This is a genomic window from Mesorhizobium sp. M1163, assembly GCF_040318415.1.
GTDB lineage: Bacteria > Pseudomonadota > Alphaproteobacteria > Rhizobiales > Rhizobiaceae > Mesorhizobium.
In genome coordinates this window covers 139,936-163,417 of the sequence record NZ_JAMYMF010000005.1, presented here as the reverse complement: position 1 = coordinate 163,417, position 23,482 = coordinate 139,936, and the positions used below count along the sequence as shown (strand labels likewise).

Here is a 23,482-nt window from a genome sequence, read left to right as displayed (position 1 = left end):
ATTAAAATTGTGGCAGTGCTTTCCAGCTGCCATGATTTTGCCGCAACGCTGACATTTCACCTTTTATCTCAAACTGTTAGACGATCACGGCAAATTTCGAAGCGTCGTCATCTTTTGTTCGCGGAATGGGAACGGAAGAGGTAGACGAGCATTGTTTTGCGACGCGTCAACCGATACGAGTCAAAAAATGACGCACTGCACCATAAATAATTGGCGGAGTAGCTGAAGTGTCACTTCTGCAAATCTACTGGCGAGCCCTTGGTTATCTCGCTGCCGACAGGAAACGCGTTGCGTTTATCTGCGGGGCGAATGTCGCGCTTGCCATTATCGCCATTCTCGAGCCGATCATGTTCGGCCGGGTGATCGATGCCATTTCGGACCGCGGCTCGGTATTCTCGACGCTGGCGATGTGGGCCGGCCTCGGCGCGTTCAACATCATCGCCTTCGTGCTGGTGGCGCGCGGCGCCGACCGCTTTGCCCACCAGCGGCGCAGCGAGGTTCTTTGCCAGTCGTTCGAGCGCGTTATCACCATGCCGCTAGCCTGGCATCATCAGCGCGGCACCTCCAATTCCCTGCACACGCTCCTGCGCGCGGTCGAGACCCTGTTCAGCCTCTGGCTCGAATTCATGCGGCAGCATCTGTCGACCGCGGTCGCGCTGGTTCTGCTGGTGCCCACGGCGCTCAGCATGGATATCCGCATGTCGATGGTGCTGCTGGCGCTTGGCGCGCTCTATGTTGGCATCGGACGGCTGGTGATGCGGCGCACCAAGGAAGGCCAGGCGGCCGTCGAGCGGCATTACCACAAGGTGTTTGCGCATGTGACCGACTCGGTCAGCAACGTCGCTGTCCTGCAGAGCTACAACCGCATCGGCCACGAGACCGAGGCGCTCAAGCGCTACGTCAAGAACCTGCTCGATGCACAGAATCCGGTGCTCGACTGGTGGGCGATGGCCAACGCGCTGCACCGGCTGTCGTCGACGATTTCGATGATGGTGGTGCTCTTGATTGGCGCCTATCTGGTGACGCACGGCCAGTTGCGCATCGGCGACGTCATCGCCTTTACCGGCTTTGCCACGCTGCTGATTGCCCGGCTCGACCAGATGTCGGCTTTCGCCAACCAGATTTCCGAGGCACGCGCCAAGCTCGAGGAATTCTATCATCTCGAGGACTCCGCTTCCGATGCCGCCGAGCCCGACGGGCTGCGCGACCTCGTCAACGTCACGGGTCATGTGCGTTTCGAGAATGTCTGCTTCGAGTTCGGCAATTCCGGGCAGGGCGTCGACGACGCGTCGTTCGAGGTCCAGGCCGGCCAGACCGTCGCCATCGTCGGCCCGACGGGCGCCGGCAAGACGACGCTCATCAACCTCCTGCAGCGCGTCTTCACGCCGTCCGGCGGCCGTATCCTGATCGATGGCATCGACACCCGCACGGTGACCCGCAAGTCGCTGCGCCATTCGATCGCCACCGTGTTCCAGGATGCCGGCCTGCTCAACCGCTCGATCGAGGACAACATCCGCGTCGGCCGTGCGGAGGCGACCTATGACGAGGTCCATGCCGCTGCCAACGCCGCCGCCGCGCAGGATTTCATCCTGTCGAAGAGCGAAGGCTACGACACGGTCGTCGGCGAACGCGGCGGACAGCTGTCCGGTGGCGAGCGCCAGCGCATCGCGATTGCCCGCGCCGTGCTGAAGGACGCGCCCATCCTGGTTCTCGACGAGGCGACCAGCGCGCTCGACGTCGAGACGGAAGACCGCGTCAAGGACGCCATCGACGAATTGCGGCGCGGCCGCACCACCTTCATCATCGCCCACCGCCTGACCACCGTTCGCGATGCCGATCTGGTCGTGTTCATGGACAAGGGCCGGGTGGTCGAGATGGGCGGGTTCACCGAACTGTCGCTGCGCAACGGCCGCTTCGCCAGCCTGCTGCGTGCTGGCGGCCTGCTCAACGACGAGGAGGTTCGCCGCCTCAGCCATCCGGTGAACGAAGCCGCCTGAGTGGCACGGTTCACCTTCTCCCCTTGTTGTGGGAGAAGGTGTCACCGTAGGCGACGGATGAGGTGCGCTCCAGCTCGGCGCACACCTTCATCCAAAATCCAGACTGCGGCGCACCGAGTAGCGCCTTACTCCGTCCAGCATCCCTCATCCGTCTCGGCGCTGCGCGCCAATCCACCTTCTCCCACAGGGGAGAAGGGGAGACCGCGTCACCGCCACGGCTGCAAGCTCTCATCGCGGACCTAGGCGATAATTGTGTCGCAGACGGCGTTCAGATCCCGCAACTCCAGCTTGGCGCAAAATCTTCATCCAAAAATGGAGATGTAAGCGCACTGCAGATCAGGATGTGAACCCGTAAATCGGGATTGACCGGAAGGGCCTCGGTCTGCGTTCAGGGCGCAAGCTCGCAAAAGCGGTCGATGGAACAAGGCAGCCCCTACGCGCAGCCTCGCCGAATTGGCCCATCGCGCTATCACGACCTCTGATCGGAAGCGGCGCCCTGCAATGAAATAGGTCAAGACCGATGTCGATTTCGGGGAGGCTCATTCGTCTCACGATAGGAAGCCGAAGAAATTCGCCCAAGCAAAGAAACGGATGCGATGACAATCACTATTACAGCATTTGAACGATCGCCCGATGGCGGCAAGGGACTGGCGCGCGATACGCGCGTTCGCTGGGCGCTCGAAGAAGTGGGTCAGCCTTATGAGGTTCGTCTTGTTTCCTTCGCAGAGATGAAGGCGCCTGACCATCTGGCAATCCATCCTTTCGGCCAGATCCCCACCTATGAGGAAGGTTCTCTCTCGCTGTTCGAGACCGGCTCGATCGTCTTTCATCTTGCCGAGCAGCATGCGGGCCTGCTGCCGAAGGATCGCGATGCCCGCGCGCGCGCAATCACGTGGATGTTTGCCGCACTTAACACCGTCGAGCCGCCGATCCTGGAATTAACGACGGCAAGAATATTCGAAGGTGACAAGCCTTGGAGCGAGGAGCGCTTGCCGTTGGTGAAGGACCGTGTTCGCGCTCGGCTGGACAAACTCTCGGCTCACTTAGGCGTCGCCGACTGGCTCGATGATGCGTTCAGCGCGGGCGATCTATTGATGGTATCGGTGCTGCTGCGACTAAGAACGTCAGGCATTTTGGACGAATATCAAAACGTGGCTGCCTATGTTGCGCGCGGGGAAGCACGGCCCGCCTATATCCGGGCTTTCGCCTCGCAATTTGCGATCAACGCCCCATCAACCAACAGCCCACAGCAGGTTTGAAGTCTGCCGCCGAGCGTTTGACCAATCCTCGACGCTTCCAGCTTGACCGCTTTTGGCGTCAACTTCGGCGCGATCAAACACCCCGATCGGGTTGTTTACCGACTGGCGGCTTTCATATTGCGATGAGTACTGATTCAGGCTCGACATGAGCCGTCATCCGACTCGGAGCCACGCGCCGATCCACCTTCTCCCACAAAGGGAAGAAGGAGAGACCGCCGGCGCCGTGGTTGCCGCAACTCCGCCGGCGGTCTATGTAAAGCCGCATGAGCGACACGACTTCACGCCTCTCCGGCTGGATGGACCTTGCCAACCCGACGCGGTTCGTCGGGCTGGTCGACAAGGTAGTGCCGTGGTTGGCGAGCGTGGCCGCCATCATCCTCACTGTCGGTCTCTATATGAGCTTCACGGCGCCTGAGGATTTCCAGCAAGGCATCACCGTGCGCATCATGTATATCCACGTGCCTTTCGCCTGGCTTGCCATGATGTGCTACACGCTGATGGCGATCTCGGCGTTGGGCACGCTGGTCTGGCGCCATCCGCTGGCCGACGTGGCGCTGAAATCGGCGGCGCCCATCGGTGCCGTCTTCACCGCCCTTGCGCTGATCACCGGTTCGATCTGGGGCAAGCCGATGTGGGGCACCTGGTGGGTGTGGGACGCGCGGCTGACCTCGGTCTTCATCCTGTTCCTGATGTATCTCGGCATCATCGCGCTGACCCGAGCGCTCGACGATGCCGGGCGCGCCGCCTGGGCCGCCGCCATCATCACCCTGGTCGGCTTCATCAACATTCCGATCATCAAATTTTCGGTCGACTGGTGGAACACGCTGCATCAGCCGGCTTCGGTGTTCCGGCTTGGCGGGCCGACCATCGATCCAAGCCTGTTGTGGCCCTTGCTGGTGATGGCACTCGGCTTCACCGTGCTGTTCTTCGCGCTGCATCTGATGGCAATGCGCACCGAGATCCGCCGCCGCCGTGTCATTTCGATGCGCCGCGTCGCGGCAAGGCAAGCTGAACGGCAACCCGGCTGATCTTATCCGTCGAGTTTCTTCCCACCCCCCTCTGTCCTGCCGGACATCTCCCCCGCAAGGGGGAGATCGGATGTTGCTTCTGCTTTCGCCAATTACCAACGTGTGGGTGCGGGCGGCGGAGCTGCCAATCTCCCCCCTTGCGGGGGAGATGTCCGGCAGGACAGAGGGGGTGCTGTCCCTCCGGCGTCCGGAAAATTCTATACATTAAAGCCTCCGCACGCGCTCCGGGCTGGTTCACCCCATACGCCCGCGCGCCTTGACCGGCAGCGTCTCGATCACTTTCTCGCCTTCAATCAGATGCACCTCGTCGAACAGATTGGTGACGACGCAGCAATGGTCGGGCACGACGCGCACGCGCTCGCCGATGCCAAGCTCGGCGCCGCCCGAAAGCGTGACATTGCCGTGCTCTTCGCTGAGGCTGGTCACCCTTGCGCCTGAAATGCCCAGCAGCTCGCCGAAATCGGCGAGCCCCAGCGTGTCGCTGGACAGCGCCTTGCTGCCGGCGTCGAGGATGGCGCGTGTCGGCGTTGGACGGCTGACCACCGTCGACAGCACCGTCAGCGCGCAATCGTCGAGGCTGCCGACGCCTTTGGCGACTTGGTAGCGGTCGAGATAGATGTAGGTGCCAGGCCGGTATTCGGTAACGACGGAATGCTCGCCCGAGCGCCACATGTCGGGCGTGCCGCCGCTGGAGATACGCTCGCAGGCAAGGCCGGATGCGGCAAGTGCTTGCTGCGCATCGGCGAGCCACGCCTCGGTCTCTGCGGCGCGGCCCGCCCCCGGGTAGGTCATCAAGCCGCCGAAGACGAGCCCCCGGACCTTGTCGATCTCGCTCGCCAGCGCGACTGCCTCGCCGGCCGACTGCACACCGCAGCGGCCCATGCCGGTGTCGCATTCGACCAGCACCGGCAGGCGGTGGCCGGGATCGGTAAAGGTGGCGGCAAGTCCCATCAGCGTGTCCATGCTGTCCGTTGTCACCGACAGTGTTACGCGGCCGTGCAGCGCCTTGAGGCGCTCCAGCTTCGCCCGCCCGAGGATATTGTAGGGCAGAAAGATGTCGGTCAGGCCGGCGTCGGCCATGATTTCGGCCTCGCCGATCTTCTGGCAAGTGATGCCGACGGCGCCGGCCGCGATCTGCTTCTTTGCCCAGTAGGGCAGTTTGTGGGTCTTGATGTGCGGCCGGAGTTTCAGCCCGTGCCGGTCGGCATGGGCCTGCGCCCGCGCGATGTTGGCTTCGGCGCGGCCGGCATCGATCAGGATCGCCGGCGTATCGAGGTCGTCTATGCTGCGCATGGTCTCACCATCGGAAAATTGGTTGACCTTATGGCCCTGATCGGACCGCATGTCATGGGGCCAGCGACAGCAGTTTGCATCGACACCGAATTGACGTTCGGCTATTGCGTTAGCGCTCGCAAAGCGACGGGAAGGAACCACGATCATGAAACGCTCCGCCATCAACGACATCATCCGCGACGCCGACGCCTTCATCCGCTCGTTCGGCTACATCATGCCGCCCTTCGCCTACTGGAGCCCCGAAGAGATGAAGGCGCGCCGGCAGGATTCGTCGGCGATCTTCTCCTCCCGGCTCGGCTGGGACATCACCGATTATGGCCAGGAGAAGTTCGACGAGCTCGGCCTGTTCCTGTTCACCGTCCGCAACGGCCGCTACGAGGACATGAAGAAGGGCATGGGCATGCTCTATGCCGAGAAGATCATGATCTCGCGCAAGGACCAGCTGTCGCCGATGCACCGCCACAACATCAAGGCCGAGGACATCATCAACCGTGGTGGCGGCAAGCTGGTGCTAGAGCTGTTCATGCATGATCGCGATGGCGGCATCGATCCGAAGGCCGAAGTATCGGTGCCTGTCGACGGAACCATCCACAGGCTGCCTGCGGGTGGGCTGCTGAAGCTCGACCCAGGCCAGAGCGTGACGCTGCTGCCGGGCGTCTGGCACGCCTTCTGGGCGGAAGGCAAGGACGTGCTGATCGGCGAGGTTTCGACGGTCAACGACGATCTCACCGACAATGTCTTTCGCGAACCAATCGGCCGCTTCGCAGACATCGACGAGGACACAGCACCGCTGCACCTGTTGGTGTCCGACTACGAGAAGTGGGTGGGATAGGGCAGGGTGGCGAGGAACACTTACGCTCGAGAGTGAAGGTCCTCGGCAATCAGCCGCTTCTGTCGCAAGTCGACCCGAGTCGTTGTGCACAGCTGATCCAGCGGCATTTTGACGTGGGCCTCGTCAAGCGGGATTAGCGCGTAGTAATTGCCCTCGCCGGGCTGTGGGATTGGCGCCGGGGCCGACTTGTCATCGTCAGGATCGACTCGTGAGGCGGCAATGATGACGCCTCGGGAATCGTATACCGCGTGAAGCGCTATTGGCATGGCTTGGCTCCTCAGGGAGAACTTATCGCCGCGAATCTTATTTGCATATCGTCTGATACGTTCGTCTGTATTACCTCGGTCTGGCCTGACTCGTCGATGTAGGTATACAGGCTTTCCCAGCGCAAAGTGGCCGTGCGAAGGACGACCGCCGCACGTACCGAGTATCCCCAGTAGGCATCGCCTGTTCCGAGCTTCCAAAACCACACCATTTGGCTGCCAGCTCGTTGGAAAGTGGATTGAGTGACGAAAGTGGCCAAGGAAGTCTCCTTGCAGCTTGATTTCCGTAGAACCTGGAACTCTCGAGGAGTTTTCTTGCAACATCCGCTTGCGACTGCGAGGGAACACGAGCACCCTCGGACGGATAGGCATTTCAACCCCGCGAGACTGAATTTGCGGGAGAAGATGGCACCGGTCAAGCATCAATCTTCGGTGGCAATGGGCTGCTGCGCACGCTTTTCGTGCATTTCCACTCCTGAGTCTAACGCTGATGCTTGTCGGCCCTGCGGTTGCCCAGCAGCAGCTTGCGTTCGAGATGCGCCCGCAGCTCTCCGTAATACGCCGTCAGGAACGCGCGTGCGTCATGGGCTTGTGGTGCTGCGCCGATCTTGCGTCCGATCGTTTCGGCCACCGTCCGCAACGCGAAATAGTCGTCGCGGCGCAGCACTTCCTCCAGCTTGTGGAGTTCGGCAATTCCGTACGCGTCGAGCTGGGCGTGGCTGAATCGGAACGCACCAGTGCCTGCATCCTGCCGGGCCGACAGATCTTCCAGCAAGGCGCGCTTCGGTGCCTCGACCACCCAGGTCCCCGCCAACAGGTCGCCGATCCGCATGCGGTCTCGATTGAAGAGCGGGAACAACGCAAACAGCAGCGTCCACACCAGTCCGAACTCCGTCGTCAGCGTGTCGGCAAGGTCGGTGCCGCTGCGTCCGACGATGATCGACAGCGGCAGGAACACTTCGATCTCGCGCATCAGGTTGCGGGCGATGACCTGGTCGATCGACAGGCCGTCTCCGCTGCGCGATGCGACCCGGATGCCGACGATCCGCTTGCCGGGCGTAGCCGCGCGCCGGCCCGCTTCGAAGACGATGAAATAGGCGTTGCGCAGAAAGAAGATCAGGATGATCCAGACGACGAAGAGCGGCTGAAACCCCTCGCTGCCAAGGCCTCCCGCCCCGAACAGTGCGACGATCGTGATCACGATTGCAGCCACCGCGATGAACACGATGTCGAGGAGGAAGGCGGAGGCCCGCGTGCCGGCGTCGGCCAGCTTTATCCGAAGATCGACGCCCTCGGGCGTGATCAGCGGCCGTATAGCCGCAAAGGCGGCGCGTCTACCGATCGCCATGCCGCACCATCCGGAACAGGTAGAAGTAACCGATCCACAGCGCCAGCATGCCACCGCCAATGGCGTAGCGCGTGACGTCGCTGGTGATGGTCTGCCTGCCAATGCCCTCGAGCAGCCCGGCAAACAGCAGCATGACCGAGACCCCGACCATAGCATTCGCGGCGATGCGTCCGGCACGAGCCGCTGCCGCCATGCGTGTCAATCCGCAGGGAAAAGCGATGCTGGTGCCGATGCGCATGCCGGCCGCGCCGGCCAAAGCGATTGCGAACAATTCGGTGGTGCCGTGGATGGCCAGCCAGCCGCCGAGCTCCATGCCGAGCCCCTTGGACCAATAGACTTGGAACAACGCGCCGATCATGCAGCCGTTGAACAGCATCAGCAGTACCGTCGGCACGGCGAAGGCAAAGCCGAGGGCGAAGGCCAGGATCGCGACCTGGACGTTGTGCGTGAACAGATAGGCGGCAAAGCCTGAGAGAAAGCCATTGTCGCCATCATAAAGCATGCTGCGCAGCAGTTCGGCCGAAGCATCTGGACCGCGGCCCCCTGCCAGGCTGGACGGGATGATCGCGTCGAACCAGCTTTTGTCGGATGCCACCAGCCAGGCGCCTGCACCAATGCCGATCACCATCAGCGCGACCGAAACCAATGTCTCGCGCCACAGGTCGCGAATGGCTTCGGGCCAGTCGTGCAGGAAGAAATCGGCGAGGCGCTGCCGCAGCCCGCGGCGTGCGCCATAGAGATAGAAATAACCGCGCAGCGACAGCGCTTCGAGATAGGCGACCAGCGCGTTGTCGAGCGAGGTCGCCCGCGCCACCGAAAGGGAAGACAGCGCCGATCGATAGAGTAGGGGCAGCGACAGCAGCTCCTCTTCGGAAAGCGTGCGCGGCGCACGCTTCTCGACACGCGCGAGAAGCGCCTCGAATGCTTTCCAGTCGGCCTCGCGCTCGCGGCGGAAGCTGGCCAGCGACTGGCGTACCGCGTCGCCACGTACCGCACTGCCGGGTACTGGCGCCGTCACAACAGATCCTCCTGCTTGAACTGCAGATAACGCTCGACCAGCGCGGGACCCAGCCGATTGTGGTTGGCTTCGATGACATGCGCCCCGAGCAGCCGCAGCCGGCCGATGACGACCTGCCTTTCGCGCAAGAGCCCTCCGGCAACGACCGCGCGGGCAACGTCCTCGCCGGAGCGTGGCGGCATGTCGGCCAGGCCCTCCAGTTCGGTATCCTTCATCAGCATGAACAGCACCAGATGCCGTTCGGTGAGCCGGCCCACGGTGCGCAGCATCAATTCGGCACTGATCGGATCGACGAAATCGGTGAAGATGATGACCAGCGAACGGCGGTCGAGCCGCGCCGCCAGCGTCGTCAGCGCCAAGGTGAAGTTTGTCTCCTCGCTGGAATAGTCGATCTCGGCGGCCCGTTTCTGGATCATCGCAAAGCTGGCGGGGCCGCGTACCGCGCCGCTCGAAACGCGCGGCCTTGCATCGAAGCCGAACAGGCTGACCATGTCGCCGCCCTTCAGCGCGATGAATGCCGAGAGCAGGGCGGCCGTCACCGCCCGATCCACCTTCGGCACACCGTCGACCGGCTCGCACATCAGGCGTCCGCTATCGATGGCCAGCACGATATTGTTGTTCTCCTCGATGCGGAACTCGCGCGCCAAAAGCTTGCCGTGGCGGGCGCTGCGCTTCCAGTCGATCATGCGCCGGCCCATGCCCGGCTGGTAATCCTTGAGCGCGTCGAACTCGCGGCCTTGGCCGGCGCGGCGCTGCGCATGGCCTTCAGCGAGGGTCGCACGCTGCAGCAGCGTGAGCGCCTCGCCGCGGGCGCTGCTGACGTCGGGCAGCACCGCAACCTTGCTTTCCACCGGCAGCACGACCTGGTTCCAGACCAGCCCGAACGGCCCGCGCCAGCGCACCCAAAGACGGTCGAAGCTGGCGATCCCACGCCGCAGCGCCTGGAAGCGAAGGTCGAGCGACCCGCCTCCGGGGGTTGGCAGCAATGTCCCACCGCTGTCGCTCACCGGCGCCAGACGCGCATCGTGGCCGACGCGAGCCTCCGCGGCGCGCGGCCCCGAGTGACGGGCGGCGATTTGCACGCTGAACTCGCCGCCGACACCGACCTGCTGCGGCGCATCGATGCTGGCATTCAGCGATGCCCGTCCGCGTCCGGCCGCGGCATCCACCGCCAGGAAGGCAAGCAGCAGGCAACTCCACAGCAATCCCAGATACCAGAATGACGGCAGCGCCAGCGCGACCAGGAAGGCCGGCACCGCGCCGGCCGCTGCTGCCCACACCGCTCGGCCGCTGGGATAGATCAACGTGGTGCTTCCGTCTGGTCGACCAGGTCGGAGACGATCTGCTCGACCATGCGGCCGTCGATCTGGGCGGCAGGCGAAAGGATGACGCGATGGCGCAGCGCCGGCACTGCCAGCGCCTTGACGTCGTCGGGGATCACATAGGCGCGTCCGTCCAGCGCCGCCCGGGCACGCGCCGCCCGCGCCAGCATGGCGCCCGCGCGTGGACTGGCCCCCACTTCCAGATCGGCATTTTCGCGCGTAGCCCGAACCAGCGCCGCTATATAGCCGACGACATCGTCGACGAGGGTGACGGAGCCGACGGTTGCAAGTGCCTCCTGCAGCGTCTCGCGGTCCGTCTGCGCCTCGATGCCATATTGCGCGATGTCGTGCGAGGCGGAGCCGCCGCCGTGATGGACGATGATGGCCCGTTCTTCCTCGGGGCCGGGATAGCTGACGCGGTGCTTGAACAGGAAGCGGTCGAGCTGTGCCTCGGGCAGCGGATAGACACCCTGGTGCTCGATCGGATTCTGGGTCGCGACGACCATGAAGTTGCGGCCGAGCGAATGCGTGGTGCCGTCGAACGTGACCGCATGTTCCTGCATCGCCTCGAGCAGTGCGGCTTGCGTCTTGGGTGGCGTGCGGTTGATTTCGTCGGCAAGCAGGAGATCGCAGAAGATCGGGCCGCGCGTCAGCGTGAACTGCCCGGTCTGGAAGTTGTAGATGTTCGACCCGACGATGTCGCCGGGCATCAGGTCCGGTGTGAACTGGATCCGCCCGTAGGCGACCCCAAGCGCTTGGGCGAAGCAGCGCGCGGTCATTGTCTTGGCCGTGCCGGGAGGGCCTTCGAGCAGGATATGCCCGCCTGCAAACAAGGCGGTCAGCATCAGGTCGACCGTATCGTGCTGCCCGGTAATCGCCTTGGCCACTTCTTCCCTAATCCGTGTCGCCAGGGCCTTCACATCATCGACGTTCACCGAGCCTCCTTGCTGTCCAGTCGTGCAGCCGCTCAGCTGCCTGTTGCATCTGCGCCAAGTTCTTGGCCTCGCCGGCGGCTTGCGAGCGCATCGTGAAGCCGCCAGCTTGCTCCTTATCGCGAGAGTCGAGCCAGTGGTCGAGCGCTGTGCCTTGCAACCCTTGCGGTGCCCCGAGCAGCGCGCCGGCGCGCACCCGCATCAAGGCCGCATAGCGGCTTCCCAGCTCGTCCAGCCGGCCGGCACGCCGCATGAGCATCGCCGTCGTATCGACCAGCGCACGCTTGCCGAAAGCAATTGCACGCTGGTCGGCACGCGGCGGGCCGAATCGGCCGAGGCCATGCAGGAACGCCAGCGCCGCAGCGACCAGGATCGTCAGTGTCAGCGCCAGGAAGGGCGGCTCGACCAGAAGCTTGGCCAGATCATACTTCCGCCCCGCGCCGTGCAGCGTCAGATCGAACATCACCGGCCCGTCGTCCGGCTGGAGCAAGGCGATCAGCCCGAGCGCCGCTGCCGCCTTGTCGGGATCCTTGAGGGCGGCGTTGTTGATCAGGTCGGGGTCGGTCAGGATATAGAACGGCTTGTTCTCCACTTGCGTCAGGACGGCCTGGCCTTTGCCGGCTGCAATGACCGGGTGTTCGTCCGCTACCCACTGCAATTCGTCCGGGGTGTTGACGAGCTGGCCCTCGATGTCGAGTTGCTTTGGCGTACTCTGGCCAGCACCGATCTTTGCATCGGCGATCCGGCCAAGCCATTCGTTCACCACCGAACCGGGCAATCGCCCGAATTTCATATTCCAGCCTTCGTGCTCCTGTAGCGGCAGGATCTGCCATTTGGGCAGCACGAAGAGTGTGTTCTGGTCCTGGCGAAGGTTGAGGATGTGGTCGAGAGCCTCCGGATCGCTGTCGGGCGAAATGGTGACGATCAGCAGCATGTCGGTGCCGAGATCGTCCTCTGTCCGCGCCATGGCCGGCGTCTCGCCGGTGAGACGCAGCCATTCGGCCAGGCCGGCGTAGCCGACGCCGCTTTTCGACAGCGGCGTGGCGCCGCCATTGCCGGGTTGCCGGAAATCGGGAGCATAGGTGGACAGCAGGAAGAAACCGGCTGCCGCAAGCAGGCTGGCGAAAATCCCCCAAAACAGTGTCTTTCGATTGAACGGCTCCTGCGCCTCGACCGCCGGTGCGCTCACGTCCAGGCATCCCGGAAGGCGAAACGTTCATAGGCGCCGCGTGCTTGCCGCCAGCCTTCCGCGCCGACCGGCCGGCGCGCGAACAGCGCCGCCTCGACAATGCGGGCGATCTCGGTAAACGCATGGCGTGCCCTTCCCGGCAGGGAAGGGGCATTGGCGATGTCGCGCGCGGTGAGCGACGGGCGGAGGAAGTCCGGCAGCCGGCCGGCAATATCGGCGACGCTGCGCCGAAGCAGCAAGTGAACCGCCTCGTCATAGTCGCCGCGCGCGGCCAGCGTGTCGGCTTCCGACAGCAGGACCTGCGCGGCGCCGGCGTCGGGGCGCCAGGTCTCTTCGGCCTCGGCCTCGGGCCGCGCGCGCTGCCACGGCAGGCGCCAGGCGATGCCTTTCACCTCGAGGAAGACCACAAGCAGGATGATTGCGGCGCCTGATATCACCGCCCCCCAGAACAGATAGATCATGTAGGGACCGAGCGATGACAAAAGATCCAGCAGCGGCTTCAGCCAGTCGGGCGGCTGGGGCGGCACATAGGCCGGCAGGTCGAACTGGATCGACTCATCGGCGATCAGCTGCTTGTGCAGATTGGTCAGCCATTCGGCTTCCGCTGTGCCTGGCTGTGCCACCGTCACCCGCTCCCCTGCAACCTGCAGTTCCCAGCCGACACTGACAATGCAGCACAAGAATTGCAAGTGGGCTGGACGCCCACGGTTAATCTTGGCAGAATTGCTATTAGGGCGCCGTGATACTGTTACGGCGAAACACGGGGGGAATCATGGCTTCAACGACACTGGAACGGCCTGAGAAATTCGAGATCGGCAGAGTGTTCAACAACAGCTTCGCCGTGATCGGCCGCAACATCGGCTTATGCCTTGGGCTCGCGCTGCTGTTTTCAGGCTTGCCGGCGATTATTCTTCGGCTGTGGAGCCAACCGCAACTAGATGCGGTTCTGCAGGGCGACCCCGGCGCCGCGGCCGATCCCTCGATGATGTTTCAGAATTCATGGATTACGGTTATTGCGGGATTGCTATCCTTCGTTTTCGCGCTGCTGCTCCAGTCGGCGCTGGTGCGGGCAACGATCGAGGACTTGAACGGCAAGCGGCCGACCTTTGGCGACTGTATTCAGATAGCCATCCGCAATTTGCTGCCGACCCTTGGTATTGGCCTGCTCGTCGCCCTGGGTGCGGGCCTGGCGTCGATAGCCTTGCTGGTTCCCGGCATCATCTTGTGGCTCGGATGGTGCGTGGCGGTGCCGGTTCTGATCCAGGAGCGGCTTGGCGTGTTCGGTTCGATGTCTCGCAGCCGCGTCCTGACCAAGGGCAACCGCTGGCCGCTATTTGGCCTCTTCCTGATCCTGATGATCATCGCGATGGTCATCCAGTGGGTGATGCTGGCAGTCATCGTCATGTTGGGTGGGATCATTGCCGATGTGGCGGCAGCCTTGGTGTCGACCGTACTGTCGATGGTGCTGTCGGTGGCCACGGCGGTCAGCTATGTCGAGCTGCGTCAGGTCAAGGAAGGCACCAGCGTCGAAGAACTGTCGCAAATCTTCTCCTGAGGACGGGTGGAGGCTTTTCACGGACGGCTCGGCTCTCGCGTTGCGCTCGAGCAGCCGACCTTGGTCACAACGCCTTTGTCTGCTGCGCCGGCAACGCTGCGGCCAGACGGTGCGCCCATTCCTCGATGCCGGAGCGGCCCGCCAGCAGGTCCTGCCTGATCTCGATGAGGACTGCGGGAACGCCGCGATCGTCGCCATGGACGGGTATGGCATAGTCGCCGTCGCGGCTGATCACGTAGGGCTCGTTTGCCGCGGCGTTGAGCGCACTGTCGGCGCGCAGGCCGGCAAGCACGGTTTGGCCGAACTCGATTGCCCTGTCGTAAAGCACGCCGGCATGCCAGGGCCTGCCAACACCGAGGTAGACCGGCGTGAAGGAGTGGATCGTCGCGATCCGTGTCGCTCTGCCCTGCTTCGCCCGCTCGTCGAGATGGGCAGCGACGCGGTCATGAAACGGCGCGAACATGATCTCGGCGCGCCGGCTTCGCTCCTCCGGATCGAGGCCGACATTGCCGGGGATCTCAGTGTCCTCCGATAGCACCGGAATGCTGCCGCTGGAACCAAGCGGCCGGTTGAGATCGATCAAAAGCCGCGAATAGGAGCTGAGGAAGGCCGGAGCATCGAGCAGCTTCGACAGAAGGCGGGTCACTTCGGCGGCGCCGATATCCCAGGCGATATGGCGCTGCAAATGGCTGCTGTCGAGACCAAGCCGCGCATACTCGGCCGGGATGTGATTTGACGCGTGCTCGCATATCAGAACGATATCGGAACGCCCCGTTTCGTTGATTGCGTCGACCGCGGGTGGCCAACCTTCCGGTAGGATGGCGTTGGCAAGCGGCTCAGCCATCAATACAGCGTCCGGTAAAGGTCGCAGACTGCCACTGGATCAAGCCCGGCAAGGCGCTCGGTCTCATGCCGCTTGAGGCCGACAAAGGTCTCGACGAACACCGGCGCGAACCATCCTGTCACGGTCTTGTCGGCAACGAGCGCGTCGAGTGCCGCCGGCAGCGTTTCCGGCAGCCGTACGAGGCCAAGCTTCTTGCGTTCGGCGGCGCTCATCTGCGTCGGGTCGCCGGTGACCAGCGGCGGCGCCGGCAGCTTGGCCTTCAGCCCTTCCAGCCCGGCGCGCACGATCGCCGCCAGCGACAAATAGGGATTGCCGGTGGCGTCGGCTGCCCGGTATTCGATGTTGTACTGCCGCGCCGGATCGCGCCCGCCGATGGTCACCGTCGGGCAGATGCGTAAGGACGCCTCGCGGTCGCGATCGGCAAGCCAAGTGTAGGACGAACTCCAGCTATGCGGCTTCAGCCGGTAGTAGGACGACACACTCGCCGCCGTCATGGCGGTGATCGCGGGCAGGTGGCGCAGCACGCCGGCGCAGAACGAAGCGGTCCGGCTGGAAAGACCGCCCGGCTGGGCCGGATCGTAGGTCGCCGGCTTGCCGGCCTCGTCGACGAAACTGAAATGGATGTGGACGCCGTTGCCGACGGCATCCGGCGCGATCTTGGGCGCGAAGCTCGCCCGCCACCCGGCACACCGCGCGACTTCGCGCGTGATCTCGCGGATGGCGACGGCGCGATCGGCCGCGGCAAGCGCATCGGTTGGCTCGCATGTCACCTCGAATTGGTCGGTGCCGAATTCGGCGATCACCACTTCGGGCGCGACGCCGGCTTCCTCCAGCGCCGCCATCAGATTGGCGGCAAACGGATCGGCGCGGCGCAGGGCGGCGAGCGACATCGAATGAGCCGGGCCAAAGTCGCCCTCGATATGGAATTCATGCTCGAAGGCGGCGATGACGGAAAACCCGGCCGCCGCCTTCAGTTCGGCCAGCGCATCGCTCAGCATGGTCCGCGTGCAGCCAACCCACGGGCTGCCGTCGAGTTCGACGATGTTGGCGGCGACCATATCGAAGGGCGTCGCCGATCCGGTCAGCGCCGTGCGAAACCGCGCGTTGAGATCGGGAATGAGACGCACATCGCCGGACGAACCCCACGGATTGGGGTCGACGATGGAGTTGAACGGTGTCAGCGACAGATTGGCCTGCAGCCAGCCGACGCCGGTCGCAGCGATCTTCTGCAGCTTGCTTTCGACGACCGAGCGGCCGCGCGTGATCGCCGAAAGGTCGGTGGTGACGACGGCAACGAGCGGTTCGACGGTCGATGTCATGCAGCTTTTCCCAAAACTTCGAAGCGGGCGGCGACGGTGGAGGTGTCGGCGATCCAGCAATAGCCGCCGAAAGCCTCGAGCGCGCCGTCATGGCGCTCCTGCGAGGCGGCGGCGCAAGCGTCCGATACGCAGGTGACGAGGTAGCCGCGATCGGCGGCATCGCGCACCGCCATGTCGACGCACTGGTCGGTCATGATACCGGCGACGACCAGGTAACGCACGCCGAGGTTTTTCAGGACATAATCGATGTTGGTCGAGTTGAAGACGCCCGACGATGTCTTCGGCAGCATGATCTCGTCGCCGACCGGCGCCAGCGGCGGCACCGGCAGGCCCTCGGGCCGGCTCGGCGCAATGTGTATCGGCGTCAGCTTGTGGTCGAGCGAGCAGTCGCGGCCGTCCTCGGTCAGGCTTTGGATGATGGTGTGGATCACCTCGACGCCGTTGGCCCGCGCCGCCGCCAGCAGGCGCTCCTGGTTGGGGATCGTTTGCGACGCGGTCTGCCGGTAGAAATAGTGGTCGGGACCGCGCTCCGGATGCGCCGGATCAGCACCCGGCTCCAGCCAGACCCGCTGCATGTCGACCAGCAGCAGCGCGGTTTCGCCAGCCCGGAACGGCTCGTTTCGTTTCGGCAATGATGGCGTCATGCTTTCTGGTCCTGTGTTGGCGATCACAATCCGGCTGATTTAGCTGATTTTGGTCCACGCGTCCTGCATGGCGGACACACTTATTGGGAGTATTCGAAGTTGCTAATTTAATGTAAGCTTTGTTTTCGGCGTGGAGACGGGGGTCTCTGTCATGATCGATTCAGACGTGTTCGACTTTGTCGAACGCTGCAGGAAACACACAGCCACCGGGCCGCTGCTGGGCGACTTGCTCGAAACCGTGCGAAATCTCGGCTTCGAGCACCTGATCCTGAGCGGCGTGCCGCTCGGTGGCCAGAAGCTTGCACCGATGGTCGAACTGAATGGCTGGCCGGCCGGCTGGTTCGAGCGCTATGTCGAGGCCGAGCATGCCGCGGCTGATGGTGTCTGCATCTATTCGGCAAAGACTTTAAAGCCGTTCCTGTGGTCCGAAGTCCCGGCAAAGTGGTCGGATACGGAGGGCTCGCGACGCGTCGCCGGCGAGGCGACGGAGTTCGGCATCTGTAGCGGCTTCGCCGTGCCGATGCTCAGTGTTCACCATTGGCAATCCGTGCTGTCGTTTGCCTCTTCCGCGAAGGCCTGCACCCTGTCGCCGCGCCATCAGGTGCAATTGGTGACAATGGCGGTATACGCGGGCATGTCGATCCAGGCGTTGTCGAATGACGACTACGACGATGAAGGCTTGCTGACCGACCGAGAAAAAGAGGTGCTCTTGTGGGCCGCGGCCGGCAAGACCTCATCGGAAACCTCGCAAATCCTTGGCCTGACCGAGCGCACGGTCAAATGGCACTCGACACGAGCCAGGGAAGCTTTCGGCGTCGCCACGACCACGCAAGCGGTCGTCGAAGCGGTGCGCCGGCGCCTGATCCACCCCTAAACGCGTCAACTGTCCCATCGGACAGGTGACGTATATTAGCGCGACTGCGAGTATCCCTTTGAGAACGATCGGGGGATCGCGCCATGATAACGGCCCACGTAGTCAATGCGCATAACAAGCATCTCTACGAAAACGAATTCGACGAGTTTCTGCGCCGGCGGCACGACTTCTTCGTGCACCAGAAACATTGGCGCCCTCCGAGCCCGGACGGTCGCGAGCTAGACCAATTCGATACCGACGCGGCGACATACCTGCTGGGCATTGAAGACGGTCGCGTGGTGACTTCGGCTCGATTGATCCCAACGAGCGAGCCGCACATGGTCTCGGAGGTTTTTTCTCACATGTGTGAAAAATCGGGCGTCCCAAGACGTCCCGATTGGGCCGAATGGACCCGCACATTCGTCGTTCCCGACAAGCGAACTGCCGGACTGAGGGGCACGCTGACGCAGCTGTGCTGCGCGGTGATGGAATACGCTCTCGACGAAGGCCTCAGCGCCGTCGGCGGCATCCAGGAAACCTACTTCATGCCCCACCACGGCGCGCTGAAGTGGCGCGCCGAGCCGATGGGCATGGCCAGGGAAGAAAACGGCGAATGGTACATCGTCGCGTATATCGAGGTGAACGAGGCGGCGTTGGCGAGTGTGCGGAAGATTCTGGGGATTGAGCAGTCGTTGCTGGTGAGGCGGGGGGCGCAACTGCCTTTTATCGAGCAGAGCAGCGAAATCGTAGAGGTTACTTCGTGATCGGGTCGAATCCACGTTGATGGTACGAATACATTACTATTTGGAGATGCGTTTATGCCCACACTTTACTCGAACAAGCGCTACTTTCGTGACGACGGAAATACGTGGTACGGACGGTGGGGGATGAATCGTAATAACGCTTGCCTGGGCAATGGATTTGGAATCGGCTACGACAAGGGCTTCTACGAAGACCCAGTTGAAGAGGGCTGCTCGAATGGCGAGCGCGTGATAAAGTTGGTGCAGATAGCCAATGTCACTGATCCGAACTTTGATAACAATATCAAGGAATTGGGCGAACCAAACTGATGTCCTCTGGGAGGAGGCAAGGCAGCCTTTTTATGTCTGGCGGCGACGTTGAGTTAACGATTTCGCGCTTGCGGTACTGTTGCCAATAAAAGTAGGCGCTCTGATCCTCGCTGATTGCAAGGTACGACGTCGTGACAAGGCGTGACAAGGGAGGGGATGGCAGTGCGACAGAGGGAGTCCAGTGTTTTGGGATCATTATGGCTTCCCAGCGCCCGGCTTATGGCGGTTTCCATTGCCGTTGTGCTTCCGAGTTGCGCGGGCTTTGAGTCATATAAGTATGGCGGTAGTAACGAGGATACACTATTCATTGTCAACACTGCGCCGCCATTTACAGCGGCGCGGTACACGCAGGTGACACCGCTCGATTTGCCGCATATTCCTCCTGGGAGCCCTGCCGGAAATCAGCGACCGATGCCAAAGGGTTTGGCGCCCGAAATTGTTGTCCCTCCCTTCCATCTTGAACCTCCGATCAAGCCAAAAGCGGCTGATGGACAGGTCGAGCTCGCAGACCTTACCAAGAGTCCCTACAAGGCTGCGGGCCGGCTGGATTTTAATTTCCCAAGCGACCTGCCTGGATGGGGTCATCTGTGTACGGCGCAATTTATTGGGTCTTCTGGCGTGATACTGACCGCCGCCCATTGTGTCTGGGATCAAGCGACAAGGGCTTGGGGAACAAACTTTCAGTTTCTGCTTAGATACAATCAGGGGGTCGCGACTACGTTCGATTGGCAGTGTGCCGCGATTGTATCTGGCTGGCCCAACGGTGCCTACGCGTACGATTTCGCGTTCATAAAAGTGCGAGGTGTCCCTGAGCAAGGGATCGGCATGGAGATTAACGTCGGAGCGACGCATGTCGACGCAATGGGCTATCCCTCGAACTACGGATCTAACCGAAGACTCTACCACGTTTCCGGCAACAAGGACGGAGGCAATCCGACCCGTATGCCCAATCTCCTGTCACACGGAGCAAGCGGCGGCGCCTGGGTGTCGGACAGCCTAACTGTTGTCAGCCTGAACTCATTTAAGTATACCGATGATGAAAGCACCATGTATGGTCCGGCGCTATCGAAAGCAGCCTTACATACGTATGAATTTGTAGCTCGTGGATGCCGAGATCAGATTTCCGGGCTTGGTTCGTCCACGTCTGTTGACCAGTCCGGTGTCGATACCAGCAAGGCGGACACCATCGTAACCTTATCGAATCGGGACCTTTCTTCCGGAGCCCGCTTGGAAACAGTAGCGTCCGAGTCCTGCGGTTGCGATGAGTCGGGCGAGACACTGTTGATCAACGACAGTGAGGACCGGCAGCTAACTGGGATCCAGGAGATCACAAGCAACAGTGCAATTGCCAAAAGCGAGGTCAGTTCGATCTACCTAGTGCTCCAACCCAAGGAGCGGAAGTCACTTGGGTGCAATCGGAGGAAGGACGATCAGGGCAAGCTGTGCCCCGTTGACTACAGCTATCGCATCGCCTCAACCAGAGCCGTTTCCGTCGATAAACCCGCTATGCCGAAGGCGGTGGCAGGAATCTCGGTCGCGAGTGCTCTGGCCATTCAGGACGTGAACTCTTGTGTTACGGCCTGCGCTAACCACGACGCCGCGAGGTGTCTAGACCTAGGACCAGGCGGGATAGCTGCGCTCGGTCCATTAGGTGAGTTTGTGGAGACCGTAGACAGCTCGTCCGGGGCTCCGGAAGGCATGCTGATTTCGAAGGACGATGTGATCATGAAATACGGCGGGGATCCCAAGAAGACAGAGGACGTTTGCGTCAGAAGCAATGTCCAGCGTGAAGGCGACAGCTTGACTAACCGCGGGCTTGGATGCGCGATGCTAACAAAGAGCGTATATCCAACGGTTGACTTTAAGACACGGCTATCGATGACCCCAGCGATCCAAGGTTATCCGACCGCATGGAACAAGGCGTTTGATGCTATGGTGTCCGGCAAGCCGATCACATTATTTCCGGACGCAGGCGTTGCGCCAAAACTGGATTTCGTAGGTGCCGGAGCAGACAACATAAATAGGCATTTCGCCGGAGATGTCTACGGAATCTCAGCAGTCTCGGACAACCAGCTTGTCGTAGCCACGGCCCGCGGTTGCATCACTGGCGCCTTTAAGAAGTGATTCCCATGAGAACGCTCGCAGCAGCCGCCCTACTTTGCATAGCCGCCGACGTAGCCTGTGCACAGAGTGATGCGGATCTTAGCGTGGACCGCCCATTTAGCACAAGCACTTCAATTGACAACGTAAAGTTATGTGATCCGAACATACAAAACGCTGAGGAGCTCTCGCGGATAGAGAAGTTCTTCTACGATTTTGTGCCTCAAAAAGGCGGTGATGGACAGGATACGTCACCAGAAGTGACGATCACCCGCAACATCTCGTTTTCGATGCCAGAAGTTGGTTCATCGCCGATAAGTGCAAAAATCCACTCATTTGACCATTCCAGCTGTGAAAGCGAGCTCAAGACATCGGCGATCGTGGTTGATATTCCGGACAGCCATCATATCACGGTTTCCTTCCACGTGGATGTCAGCGCCAACGACTGCGGTTGGTTCCTGGGGGTTCACTACAAGAATTATAGTGGGTCGGGAGGCGCGGATATTAGACTATCGTTCGTTCTTGACGGAAATCTACAGATGAAACCCGACGGGGCGCCTGTAATATCTAACGAACATTACGACACTAACCCATTCTTTAACTTCATTGACGCAATAACACCTTTGGGCATACCTATTGGCGCGCTGTTGCGTGACATGGTTCGCGCCGCCGTGGTAGACAATCTAGGAGCAGCCGCCGCCCATCTGTATGACGTTGGGGATCAAGCGGCGTTCAAAGCGTTCAACGCAAGCAACAGTTCCATAGCAGCGTACAGTAAGTCACTGGACCTGCTGGGTTCTCCATCATGGACGTTGAATACCGACCCTACGGTGTCCGGATTCTCACCCGGGAACGCGGCAACACCTAGCTTTCTGCTAGTGCAACAAACGACCATACCTTCCTTTTTTGGCCCCACAGCTTACGCCATTCGACTCGGTGAAATCGCTTACATCAAAGACTTGGCGATACCGAAGCCTCGGGTGCATGAGGTCAAGTCCGGTGAAAGTATCTGGAGGATCGCGGAGGGATACCGACTTGACCCCCATATATACTTGAGAATTGAGGATATAAATGGGCTGCGAGGAAAATTGATACGACCTGGAGATAAGATCATTGTGCCCCTGTTGTACGAAGCATGTGAAGCGATAGTCGTCCAGGATAGATTGGTGCGCCCGACCGACTCAGTGTACAAGATAAATCTAAGGAAGCCTGGAGGCTTTCATCCTAAACGGCGCGGTCTACGCTCGGGCAATCTGAACCTCCTCTATCCATACGAGACTATCTCAGGCGACGACTGACGAAATAAGTTTAAGTGGAGCTTTTCATTATTCGGCATTTGCCTCAATTACGTCTTGCCGAATCAACGGTTCGGGGCTCTCGGTCGCGCAGGTCGCAGCGCACAAAGCCGACCTCGCCGATCGGATAGCGGCAGCCGAGGCAGAGGCCCCACTCGCGGGCAGAGCGACTTTCGGATTACTGTGACAGTGCACTATTTTCTTTTCGCCGCCTGCCCTCGTTTTCCGGGGTCACGGCTTTGCGATTTGCCCCGCGATGCGACGGACCGGCAACGCCGGCAAGGTGCACCATGCGGCGAGGGCGACATGGTAAAAAGTGCACTCACCGTAATTCTGATCTATACTCCGGACACCAGCCCGAACGCCTGTGGCAAGGCGAAGGGCGGACGAAGCGCTTGATAGAGTTCTCTTTTTAGTCATGGGGCGATATTAAGATGTTAGCCTCCGACCTGACGAAATTTATCGAGCAGGATCATCTGGCTCTGGATGCCTTCGTAAAGGGCGATCCTGAGCCCTTGAAAAACCTCTACTCGCGACAGGACGACGTCATTATTGCCAATCCATTTGGCCCGCCGGCGAAGGGATGGAGAAAGGCCGCTGAGACTATGGAACGGGCCGCCACCAATTACCGGCACGGCAAGGCCGTCGGCTTTGAGCGCATCTCAGAGTATGCGACAGCCGATTTGGGATACATAATCGAGGTCGAGCGGTTCCAATCCAAGGTCGGCGGTGGCAACAAACTGGTGCCGATTGCGCTTCGAGTCACCACCATATTCCGGCGCGAGGAAGGCGCCTGGAGGATCGTCCTTCGTCATGCCGATCCGATAACCTCGGCACGCCCGCCGACGTCCATTGTCGGGGAGTAGAAGGGTTGCCGGAGAGGTTTTAGGAATTACGGTGACAGTGCACTATTTTCATTTTCGCCGCTTGCCTGGTTTTCCGGGTTTCTCGGCTTTTGCCGATTTGCCCGGCGATGCTCTCGGCCCACGGGTGTCGAGAACCGCGACATCGGCGACGCGGCAATACTCGATGAGCAGTTCTTGTGGAACAAACAGTCTTCGGACGTGAAAACACTTCGGCTCGCCCGTACGGTGCCGGGGGATGCGGCAGACCGGGAACGCGGGCAAGGTGCACCATGAGGCGGGGGCGACATGGTAAAAAGTGCACTGTCACCGTAATTCCCGAACTGGCAGCCGGCTGTGGCGGCGTTTGGATGATGCCCCGTTGCGACCTCAATTGACTATTAATGTGTTCCACGTATGTTCTGATCAGGGGGCAAGAATCATGACATTGCGACTAAGGTTCAGGACGTGCGCCCACT

21 protein-coding genes are annotated in these 23,482 nt (G+C 61.5%); 11 read left to right on the top strand and 10 right to left on the bottom strand.

Annotation, left to right across the window (positions count from 1 at the left end):
* Positions 1 to 227 precede the first annotated feature (227 nt).
* The 3 genes from NKH43_RS07350 to NKH43_RS07340 all read left to right on the top strand — a co-directional run bounded on the left by NKH43_RS07350 (position 228) and on the right by NKH43_RS07340 (position 4,284).
* Positions 228 to 1,997, top strand: a complete 1,770-nt coding sequence (locus NKH43_RS07350) for a glucan ABC transporter ATP-binding protein/ permease (protein WP_023717211.1) — start codon at positions 228 to 230, stop codon at positions 1,995 to 1,997.
* A gap of 596 nt (positions 1,998 to 2,593) precedes the next feature.
* Positions 2,594 to 3,256, top strand: a complete 663-nt coding sequence (locus NKH43_RS07345) for a glutathione S-transferase family protein (protein ID WP_023717212.1) — start codon at positions 2,594 to 2,596, stop codon at positions 3,254 to 3,256.
* 263 nt (positions 3,257 to 3,519) lie between these two features.
* A complete protein-coding gene (locus NKH43_RS07340; RefSeq protein ID WP_023717213.1) occupies positions 3,520 to 4,284 on the top strand; it encodes a heme ABC transporter permease in 765 nt (254 codons plus the stop codon).
* A 234-nt stretch (positions 4,285 to 4,518) separates the two neighbouring features.
* Here NKH43_RS07340 and NKH43_RS07335 read toward each other — a convergent pair whose 3' ends face one another.
* Positions 4,519 to 5,577 (bottom strand): D-TA family PLP-dependent enzyme, encoded by a 1,059-nt coding sequence (locus tag NKH43_RS07335; protein ID WP_023717214.1) that lies wholly within the window; start codon positions 5,575 to 5,577, stop codon positions 4,519 to 4,521.
* 145 nt (positions 5,578 to 5,722) lie between these two features.
* Between NKH43_RS07335 and NKH43_RS07330 the strand changes: the two genes are divergently transcribed.
* A complete protein-coding gene (locus tag NKH43_RS07330; RefSeq protein WP_023674428.1) occupies positions 5,723 to 6,409 on the top strand; it encodes a D-lyxose/D-mannose family sugar isomerase in 687 nt (228 codons plus the stop codon).
* Positions 6,410 to 7,153: 744 nt separating this feature from the next.
* On the opposite strand, the gene NKH43_RS07325 is transcribed toward NKH43_RS07330, so the two are convergent.
* The 6 genes from NKH43_RS07325 to NKH43_RS07300 are packed head-to-tail and all read right to left on the bottom strand — an operon-like array spanning position 7,154 to position 13,104.
* Positions 7,154 to 8,020, bottom strand: a complete 867-nt coding sequence (locus NKH43_RS07325) for an RDD family protein (protein ID WP_352857262.1) — start codon at positions 8,018 to 8,020, stop codon at positions 7,154 to 7,156.
* Positions 8,007 to 9,038 (bottom strand): stage II sporulation protein M, encoded by a 1,032-nt coding sequence (locus NKH43_RS07320; RefSeq protein ID WP_352857261.1) that lies wholly within the window; start codon positions 9,036 to 9,038, stop codon positions 8,007 to 8,009. The genes NKH43_RS07325 and NKH43_RS07320 overlap by 14 nt, the downstream gene beginning before the upstream one ends.
* Positions 9,035 to 10,342, bottom strand: coding sequence for a DUF58 domain-containing protein (locus tag NKH43_RS07315; RefSeq protein WP_023717219.1), 1,308 nt, complete (start codon positions 10,340 to 10,342; stop codon positions 9,035 to 9,037). Before NKH43_RS07315 ends, NKH43_RS07320 begins: the two co-directional genes overlap by 4 nt.
* Entirely contained in the window at positions 10,339 to 11,295 is a 957-nt protein-coding gene (locus tag NKH43_RS07310) for an AAA family ATPase (RefSeq protein ID WP_352857259.1), read from the bottom strand. Before NKH43_RS07310 ends, NKH43_RS07315 begins: the two co-directional genes overlap by 4 nt.
* A complete protein-coding gene (locus NKH43_RS07305; protein WP_352857258.1) occupies positions 11,282 to 12,481 on the bottom strand; it encodes a DUF4350 domain-containing protein in 1,200 nt (399 codons plus the stop codon). The genes NKH43_RS07310 and NKH43_RS07305 overlap by 14 nt, the downstream gene beginning before the upstream one ends.
* On the bottom strand, positions 12,478 to 13,104 hold the full coding sequence (locus NKH43_RS07300) for a DUF4129 domain-containing protein (protein WP_352789668.1): 627 nt from the start codon (positions 13,102 to 13,104) through the stop codon (positions 12,478 to 12,480). The genes NKH43_RS07305 and NKH43_RS07300 overlap by 4 nt, the downstream gene beginning before the upstream one ends.
* 218 nt (positions 13,105 to 13,322) lie before the next feature.
* Between NKH43_RS07300 and NKH43_RS07295 the strand changes: the two genes are divergently transcribed.
* Complete coding sequence (locus tag NKH43_RS07295) at positions 13,323 to 14,036, top strand: hypothetical protein (RefSeq protein WP_352857256.1); 714 nt, start codon at positions 13,323 to 13,325, stop codon at positions 14,034 to 14,036.
* 64 nt (positions 14,037 to 14,100) lie between these two features.
* Here NKH43_RS07295 and NKH43_RS07290 read toward each other — a convergent pair whose 3' ends face one another.
* From NKH43_RS07290 to NKH43_RS07280, 3 genes are read right to left on the bottom strand one after another with little or no spacing between them, the layout of a single operon-like run.
* Positions 14,101 to 14,880: an N-formylglutamate amidohydrolase gene (locus NKH43_RS07290; RefSeq protein WP_352857254.1), complete on the bottom strand. Its 780-nt coding sequence runs from the start codon at positions 14,878 to 14,880 to the stop codon at positions 14,101 to 14,103.
* A complete protein-coding gene (locus NKH43_RS07285; RefSeq protein WP_352857252.1) occupies positions 14,880 to 16,199 on the bottom strand; it encodes a type I glutamate--ammonia ligase in 1,320 nt (439 codons plus the stop codon). The genes NKH43_RS07290 and NKH43_RS07285 overlap by 1 nt, the downstream gene beginning before the upstream one ends.
* A complete protein-coding gene (locus NKH43_RS07280; RefSeq protein ID WP_352857251.1) occupies positions 16,196 to 16,843 on the bottom strand; it encodes a cysteine hydrolase family protein in 648 nt (215 codons plus the stop codon). The genes NKH43_RS07285 and NKH43_RS07280 overlap by 4 nt, the downstream gene beginning before the upstream one ends.
* Before the next feature lie 151 nt (positions 16,844 to 16,994).
* Between NKH43_RS07280 and NKH43_RS07275 the strand changes: the two genes are divergently transcribed.
* From NKH43_RS07275 to NKH43_RS07250, 6 genes are all read left to right on the top strand, one after another.
* A complete protein-coding gene (locus NKH43_RS07275) occupies positions 16,995 to 17,717 on the top strand; it encodes a helix-turn-helix transcriptional regulator (RefSeq protein WP_352857249.1) in 723 nt (240 codons plus the stop codon).
* Positions 17,718 to 17,800: 83 nt separating this feature from the next.
* Positions 17,801 to 18,460: an acyl-homoserine-lactone synthase gene (locus NKH43_RS07270; RefSeq protein WP_352857247.1), complete on the top strand. Its 660-nt coding sequence runs from the start codon at positions 17,801 to 17,803 to the stop codon at positions 18,458 to 18,460.
* A gap of 54 nt (positions 18,461 to 18,514) precedes the next feature.
* Entirely contained in the window at positions 18,515 to 18,766 is a 252-nt protein-coding gene (locus NKH43_RS07265) for a hypothetical protein (RefSeq protein WP_352857246.1), read from the top strand.
* A gap of 411 nt (positions 18,767 to 19,177) precedes the next feature.
* The gene (locus NKH43_RS07260) at positions 19,178 to 20,890 is read left to right on the top strand and encodes a trypsin-like serine peptidase (protein WP_352857244.1); all 1,713 of its coding nucleotides are present in this window, start codon (positions 19,178 to 19,180) and stop codon (positions 20,888 to 20,890) included.
* Between the two features lie 5 nt (positions 20,891 to 20,895).
* Positions 20,896 to 22,164, top strand: a complete 1,269-nt coding sequence (locus tag NKH43_RS07255; protein ID WP_352857242.1) for a LysM peptidoglycan-binding domain-containing protein — start codon at positions 20,896 to 20,898, stop codon at positions 22,162 to 22,164.
* 431 nt (positions 22,165 to 22,595) lie between these two features.
* Complete coding sequence (locus NKH43_RS07250) at positions 22,596 to 23,027, top strand: YybH family protein (RefSeq protein WP_352857240.1); 432 nt, start codon at positions 22,596 to 22,598, stop codon at positions 23,025 to 23,027.
* The last annotated feature ends 455 nt before the right edge of the window (positions 23,028 to 23,482 follow it).